At 45.0% G+C, this 6,654-nt stretch carries 7 protein-coding genes; 3 read left to right on the top strand and 4 right to left on the bottom strand.

From position 1 onward, the window contains the following. Position 1 precedes the first annotated feature (1 nt). Complete coding sequence (locus QUA13_RS32705; protein ID WP_445242691.1) at positions 2-85, top strand: hypothetical protein; 84 nt, start codon at positions 2-4, stop codon at positions 83-85. Between the two features lie 325 nt (positions 86-410). Here the strand turns inward: QUA13_RS32705 and QUA13_RS08355 are convergent, their stop codons facing one another. Then, positions 411-1,283: an S-methyl-5'-thioadenosine phosphorylase gene (locus tag QUA13_RS08355; RefSeq protein WP_333197890.1), complete on the bottom strand. Its 873-nt coding sequence runs from the start codon at positions 1,281-1,283 to the stop codon at positions 411-413. A 209-nt stretch (positions 1,284-1,492) separates the two neighbouring features. Here QUA13_RS08355 and QUA13_RS08350 point away from each other — a divergent pair, with 209 nt between their 5' ends. After that, a complete protein-coding gene (locus QUA13_RS08350) occupies positions 1,493-1,693 on the top strand; it encodes a hypothetical protein (RefSeq protein ID WP_172187078.1) in 201 nt (66 codons plus the stop codon). Positions 1,694-1,837: 144 nt separating this feature from the next. Here QUA13_RS08350 and QUA13_RS08345 read toward each other — a convergent pair whose 3' ends face one another. The 3 genes from QUA13_RS08345 to QUA13_RS08335 form a co-directional block, all read right to left on the bottom strand. Then, complete coding sequence (locus QUA13_RS08345; protein WP_333197889.1) at positions 1,838-2,677, bottom strand: Tab2/Atab2 family RNA-binding protein; 840 nt, start codon at positions 2,675-2,677, stop codon at positions 1,838-1,840. Positions 2,678-2,961: 284 nt separating this feature from the next. Next, positions 2,962-4,167, bottom strand: coding sequence for an adenylate/guanylate cyclase domain-containing protein (locus QUA13_RS08340; RefSeq protein WP_333197888.1), 1,206 nt, complete (start codon positions 4,165-4,167; stop codon positions 2,962-2,964). 21 nt (positions 4,168-4,188) lie between these two features. Next, positions 4,189-4,731 (bottom strand): carboxymuconolactone decarboxylase family protein, encoded by a 543-nt coding sequence (locus QUA13_RS08335; RefSeq protein WP_172187075.1) that lies wholly within the window; start codon positions 4,729-4,731, stop codon positions 4,189-4,191. A gap of 579 nt (positions 4,732-5,310) precedes the next feature. Here QUA13_RS08335 and QUA13_RS08330 point away from each other — a divergent pair. Further along, positions 5,311-6,591, top strand: coding sequence for a valine--pyruvate transaminase (locus QUA13_RS08330; protein ID WP_333197887.1), 1,281 nt, complete (start codon positions 5,311-5,313; stop codon positions 6,589-6,591). Positions 6,592-6,654 lie beyond the last annotated feature (63 nt).

The following is a 6,654-nucleotide window of genomic DNA, read 5'->3' as shown; positions in this document are numbered from 1 at the left end:
AATCAAGTTGATTAAGCGGCAAGCCTATGGCTTTGTCAACTTTGATAACTTTCGGGCGAGGCTATTAGCTTGCTTTTCTAATTAGTTTTGCTTATCACCTTGACTCCAGAAGAGCCGACTAAGCAAGCCAAATATTTATTATACCGAAAATTTTCGTATAGTCAATTCCTAAGTCACGAAAATCCGAAACTTAGAATTAGATTTACAAGTTGATACAGTACGAGCAAAAAGAAGTCGTTATATGCCAACTGTTCTCACACGAGAGGAAGTTCTAGCAATTATTAATCATTTATCGGGGTCATCAACTGCTCGTAAAATTACTTTCACGATTAGATAGTTGACATGACCCCGACGGATAGTATGCGATCGCTCAAGATTGTGGGATTTACTGGTGCGAAACCGATAACTAATTACAAATATTTCTGCAACAACAAACCCATTTTCTCCTTAGTTGCGGCCGGCACTTGATCCAGCCGAGTCAGAATTGCATATTTTAAAGCTGAATGTGCATCAGATACTGGGGGATTTTCTGTTAGTCTACGGACTGTTTCTTGAATGACTTTTTGAGCATTCTCTGCATTGCGGTGCAAATTTGCTATTACCATTTCTACTGTTACGCTGTCGTGATCTTCGTGCCAGCAGTCATAATCGGTGACTAATGCTAAAGTTGCGTAGGCAATTTCTGCTTCTCTGGCTAATTTTGCTTCCGGCAAATTTGTCATTCCGATGACTGTCGCCCCCCAACTGCGGTACAGGTGGGATTCTGCTTTTGTGGAAAATGCGGGGCCTTCCATGCAGACGTAAGTGCCGCCCCGGTGCAGGGTAACGTCGGTGAGGTTCAAGGATTCGATCGCACTTGCCAATACTTTAGCCAATTCGCCGCAAACCGGATCGCCGAATGTGATGTGAGCAACAATTCCTTCTCCAAAAAAGGTAGAAACTCGATTTTTTGTGCGATCGATAAACTGATCCGGCACTACCATATCTAAAGGTTTCGCCTCTGCTTTCAGGGAACCAACCGCCGACGCTGAGATTAAATACTCTACTCCCAAACTCTTCATGGCATAAACATTTGCCCGGTAAGGCACTTCTGAGGGCAAAAAAGTGTGGTTGCGGCCGTGTCTTGCCAGAAATGCTACCGGCGTACCGTCCAAAGTTCCCACAATTGCGGCATCCGATGGCGCTCCAAAAGGTGTATCAATTTTTACCTCTTCAATATCCTTGAGGGCCTCCATTTTATACAAACCGCTGCCGCCGATAATTCCGATTTTTGCTTGTGCCATTTTTACTTTCTGCTTGAGTTTTACCACAGTGATTCTATCGGGCCACCGTTAAGTTGGCGTAACAATAATTGAATATTTCGTGACAAAAGTCACCCGACATACACTATATTGTCACATAAAGTATGTGATATTAATCACAGTATGACTTCACGAAATCTTTAAAAATAAAGCTACACAGTTCTGTTATCTACTTTTAGCGTGTTAAGACCATGACAGTCAGCTCTGCTAATCTCCCCAAAATCTCGATCGAAGCGATCGTCCAGCGCATCTTTGCTTTTCGCCAAATTACCCCCCTTGACAGACGATTGCTGAAGTCAGCAGTCCTCGACGGGATCGACCAAAACGATCATGTTCACATCAACCGAGTGTGTCAGGGTATCCAAAACGGATTGATTTTAGTTGTAGAATAAATTTGCAGCACGATCTCTTGCTAGCTCCAGAAACTGTTTTAAAAGTTGTGTTTGAGTCTGTATCTCCTGGAACTGAGTTCGGGCTGTATTTTACTATTTTTCGGCGCGCGATTGAGCAACATCAAAAATAATATTATTTACATCTTATCGATCAAAATTCAACAGCCAAAAGCCTGTATAAGTCATGCCACTATCATCGGGCTGCACTAACAAAAAATGTAATCCTTTACTTAATTGCTTGCGCTGTTGGTAAATTTTGGCCGCTGCTTTCACCTCGCTATCTTCAAAAGTAGCCACAATCCACCTATCTACTAACCCAGCTTCCAATATCAATCCGTCGGGTTCTCCAGCGATATAATTCAAAGCAAAAGGTTTGGCATCCTGAAGCCATCTAGCCAACCGCATAGACTGGCGTCCGCCGTCAATCACAACTCCCGGTACGGGTACTGTGGAAGCCAAGCCCAAATTCAGCGGTAACAGCAATTCTGGCATTTCCAAAATTGGCAGGGGACGCCCTTGGAAAGCATCTTCAATGTCGCCGGCGGGTAGGGAAGCAAAACGCCAGCCATCCCCCCAGAGGTTTTCCGGTAAGGGTACGGGCGGCGGCGAGTCGAGGGCGATCGCACTGTAAGTTTCACCTGTATAATTAGGCATACTCGAATATTCTTTTGCGCGTTGTTGCAGCAGCAATTTCAGAGCAGCAGTGCGCCGAGTCGCTTCTACCTTGACACCCAAAACTTTGCCCGCAGCTTCGATTAAGCTGAGAGACTGAGGTCTAAATACTTGAATCAAGTCGGGCAAATTTTGGGCTTGAGCTTGCTGCTGCAACTGCGAGGCTAGCCAATTAGAATTTGCGGCGCCCTGGCGGCAAATAGCGCTAAATTGAAAACTGCCTTCCGAGTCGCAAATTAAGAGTTCCCACAGTGGTTTACCAGTTTCGTCTTGGACAGGGCGGCGGTAGAAATCGGCTTGCCAAATACGCATAAATAATTAAAAATTAAAATCTACAACTCGATCATTTTAATATAGTCTGGGGGCACTGCGATACAATACCCATCTCCCGATCAAAAACTGCGAGCAATATATTTTACGTTCATAGTTGAGTTTTATTTCTACTAACACCAGTTAAAGAGAATGCAACTGTAGGCCCGCGATCCCAACCGTGATAGTCATCAGTCATGCCCAATTTTCTAATCTAAAATCTAAAATTTAACATGGTATCAAAGCTCGGTTAGCCATCCTCCCTCAGTAATTAGCCATTTCCAAAATCATTTAAGATGGCGAACCAAATACATATCCAAGTTGCCCTTATTTTTAGCATGAATTTTTCCTCGATATTCGCATTCAAAAAAATCTCTAACTAATTCAAACGTGTCTTTAGAGATATTGATATTTCCAGCTACGCCGGAAGATTCCATCCGAGATGCAGTATTAACTGTATCTCCCCAGACATCATAGGCAAACTTTTTATTGCCAATTACCCCAGCAAGTATGGGACCTGAATGAATGCCAATGCGGATATCCCAATAAGTAATATTTTGTTGAACTTTCTGCATTTTTCGCAAATCCATGAACTGTCGAATTTCTATGGCCGCAAGTACAGCGTCAAAGGCGTGTGTGGGGCGAGGCGTAGGAATTCCCGCCGCACACATATAGCTGTCGCCAATAGTCTTCAGTTTTTCCATAGAGTATTTATCCATCACGCGATCGAAATAAGAAAAACAGTAGTCTAGTTCGTCAACTAACTCTCGCGGCGTCATGTGTTCGGATAAGTTAGTAAAGTCTTGAAAGTCAGTAAATAAAACAGATACGCAATCATAATAAAGTGGTTCCACTTTGCCGTTATTTTTGAGTTCCTCGGCAATTTCAACCGGCAGCACGTTCAACAGTAGCTGGTCAGATTTGTGCTTTTCGGTATCGAGATCGGCATAGAGGCTATTTATCTCTTTAAAGCGCTCAGCATTGCGGATGGCTGAGGATAGTTGCAAAGCCAAAAGATAGCCAATCCGCAAGTCTTCTACAGTGTAAGATCGCGGCTTGGTAGTGGCAAAATTAATTGTCCCTAAAACCTTACCTTCGCTTTCCAAGGGAAGTATAATTTGCGAAGCGTAGGGGGACAAAATAGCAGTAGCACCCGCTTCTTGAATTAATTGAGGTTGACGTGTCTTGAAAGCCTTGTTAATAGGGCTGCCCTCTGGGAGGGCTGCAAAATCTACAGGGATATGCGGGCCAAATAAGGTCGTGCAAGCGTTAGTGCTGTGCAGGCAAACGCTACAGTGTTCAAAGTCGAGCAGCCATTTGGCTTGCTTGCCTACTACCCGCAAAATCTGGTTGAGATCTAGGGTGCGGTTAATGGCTGTGGCAACTTCGTTGACGGCGGAAATGCGGATGGAAAGCGCTTGAGCTTCTGCTAATAAACGGCGGGCTGTCAACAGAAGTTCTTCTCGATCTAGATCTTCTAGCCGCTCGCCCATAATAGGGGTATAAAATATAGATTACAAAGCATCTATTTCGAGGGCAATGGAATCGGTATATCGGTTGACAAAGCTAAACAGGTCGGCTGTTGCAATAATCTCAAATATTTCAGAATCATCTAGCCCTAAATCCCGCAGGTTTTGGTAATCAGTTTCTGTCACTTCCAAAGGTTTTGTAGCAGCCAGCAAGCCAAAGGTAATTACGGCTTTATCGCGTTTTGGCAAAGGGCAGTTGGCAAAGTCAGAAACTAGGGTTCGCAGGATTTCTTCGCTCATCCCCAACGCTGACAATCCGTGCAGGTGAACTTGGAGAGCGTACTCGCTATTATTTGATTGAGAAATAGCGACGCCGACCATTTCTTTAAGGGTGCGGGGTAAATCTCCTTGCAGGATGGTTCCCCGGAATTTTTTCCAATTTGCTTCTAATAAGTCAGGGTTAATTGCCATTGACTTAAACAGGTTGGGGACGATACCAAACCCCAAGTCTGTCAAGATTTCTTCGTACACTGCTTTGGCTTTAGGATCTGTAAGTTTCTCGTATTCTGTAAGTGGAAAGTGTGTCATTGTTTTGTGAAATTTTATGGCTGTTAATTTGCGTTGGAATTTAGGTATTTTTTGTGTAACGCCACTAAAATGGCGAGGTGACGAGCTATCTAGGCTTTAGTCGGATTGATAATGAAATGCACCGCTGTCAACAAACCGCGAATCACGAACATGAGCTAGCAACAAATGTGAGTTTTGAGGCTGGATTTATCCTGCAATTATAGCAGTAACCGGAGCCAATAAAATTCTGTTGAGATCGGGTCTGGCTGCTAATCTTAGATTCCCCAACAGTTGCTGTCAAGTATTGGAAATTCATCTGGCGCGGCGCGAAATCCCACCAAAACTCTTGAATTCGATCATACTGCCTGTTCGCGAATTTTCAGGTAAAAAACACTTTTCGATCGATAGGAATCCACCAATGCTCAGAATCTTAGGCTCGGGGACGCGCACAGGGGAAAAAACAAATGCTGTCCGATCGAGTTTATTGAATTAATCAGACGCTCGATCGACAACCCATGCCCCAGACAAGCTAGGCTAACGCCTGCGACTGGAGTTATCATGGGTAAACTGTAAACTTCTATATTTGTCGCTGCATTTGCTATGAACCCTGCCCTTACTCAATTTGGCGCTCAGATGTCCCACCTCACGGGAGTTCGGGCAATTATGAAAGATATTATTGAAACTCTCAGAGCCGGAAGCGGGCAGGAGTTTATCAATTTGAGCGCGGGAAATCCGGTGATTTTGCCGGAAGTCGAACAGTTGTGGCGCGACTGCACTGCGGAACTTTTGGCGAGCCCGGAATACGGCGAGGTGGTTTGTCGGTACGGTTCCAGTCAAGGTTATCAGCCGTTTATCAATGCGGTATTGGCGGATTTTAACCAGCGTTACGGGCTGAATTTGACGGATCGCAATATCCTAATTACTCCCGGAAGTCAATCGATATATTTCTACGCAGCCAACGCTTTCGGCGGGTACACTACCAGCAAACAGCTTAAAAAAATTGTTTTACCGCTGAGCCCAGACTACACGGGTTACGGCGGCGTTAGCTTGATTCCCGAAGCGGTAGTCGCCTGCAAACCCACCCTCGATATTGATGCAGCCGCCCACAGGTTCAAATACCGCCCGGATTTCAGCCAATTGTCGATCGACCAAACCACCGGTTGCGTCATTTTTTCCCGTCCCTGCAACCCCACGGGCAACGTTCTCACCGACGACGAAGTTAAGAAAATTGCCGATTTAGCGGCCGCTTTCGACGTGCCGGTGTTGATTGATTCCGCCTACGGCCCTCCCTTCCCGTCTTTGAATTTTACTGAAATGACGCCGATTTTTGGCGGCAATATCGTGCACTGCATGAGCTTGTCGAAAGCCGGATTGCCGGGTGAAAGAATCGGAATTGCGATCGGTGATGAAAAAATCATTCAACTATTAGAATGTTTTCAGACCAATATGTGCATTCATTCGCCGAGATACGGACAGGCGATCGCAACTCGGGCTATTGCTTCCGGCGCTCTTGCCGACATCTCCATCAACGTAATTCGGCCGTACTATCAAAGCAAATTTGCGATCGTAGAAAGCACTCTAGAACAAGCAATGCCGAAGGATTTGCCGTGGTTTTTGCACCGGGGCGAAGGAGCTATTTTCGCGTGGTTGTGGCTGAAAGATTTGCCGATGACTGATTGGGAACTGTATCAAGAGTTGAAGAAAGTCGGCGTAATTGTCGTGCCTGGAAGTTCTTTCTTCCCCGGTTTGCGGGAAGATTGGCATCACAAACACGAGTGTTTGCGCATCAGTTTGACTGCCACAAATGATGAGATTGAAACTGCAATGAAACGCTTGGCGCAAATGGTGGAAAAGGTTTATCAGCCAGCAGTAAGTAGTTAGTGTTATTGGTTGGTTGTTAGTTGTTATATCAAGTCCGGTTGCACCGGAATTAATATAACCCGA

The sequence above is a fragment of the Microcoleus sp. S28C3 genome (genome assembly GCF_036700785.1).
Classification (GTDB): Bacteria; Cyanobacteriota; Cyanobacteriia; order Cyanobacteriales; family Microcoleaceae; genus Microcoleus; species Microcoleus asticus.
Note: the sequence above shows the minus strand (reverse complement) of the source record. Positions and strands in the feature narration are given on the sequence as shown.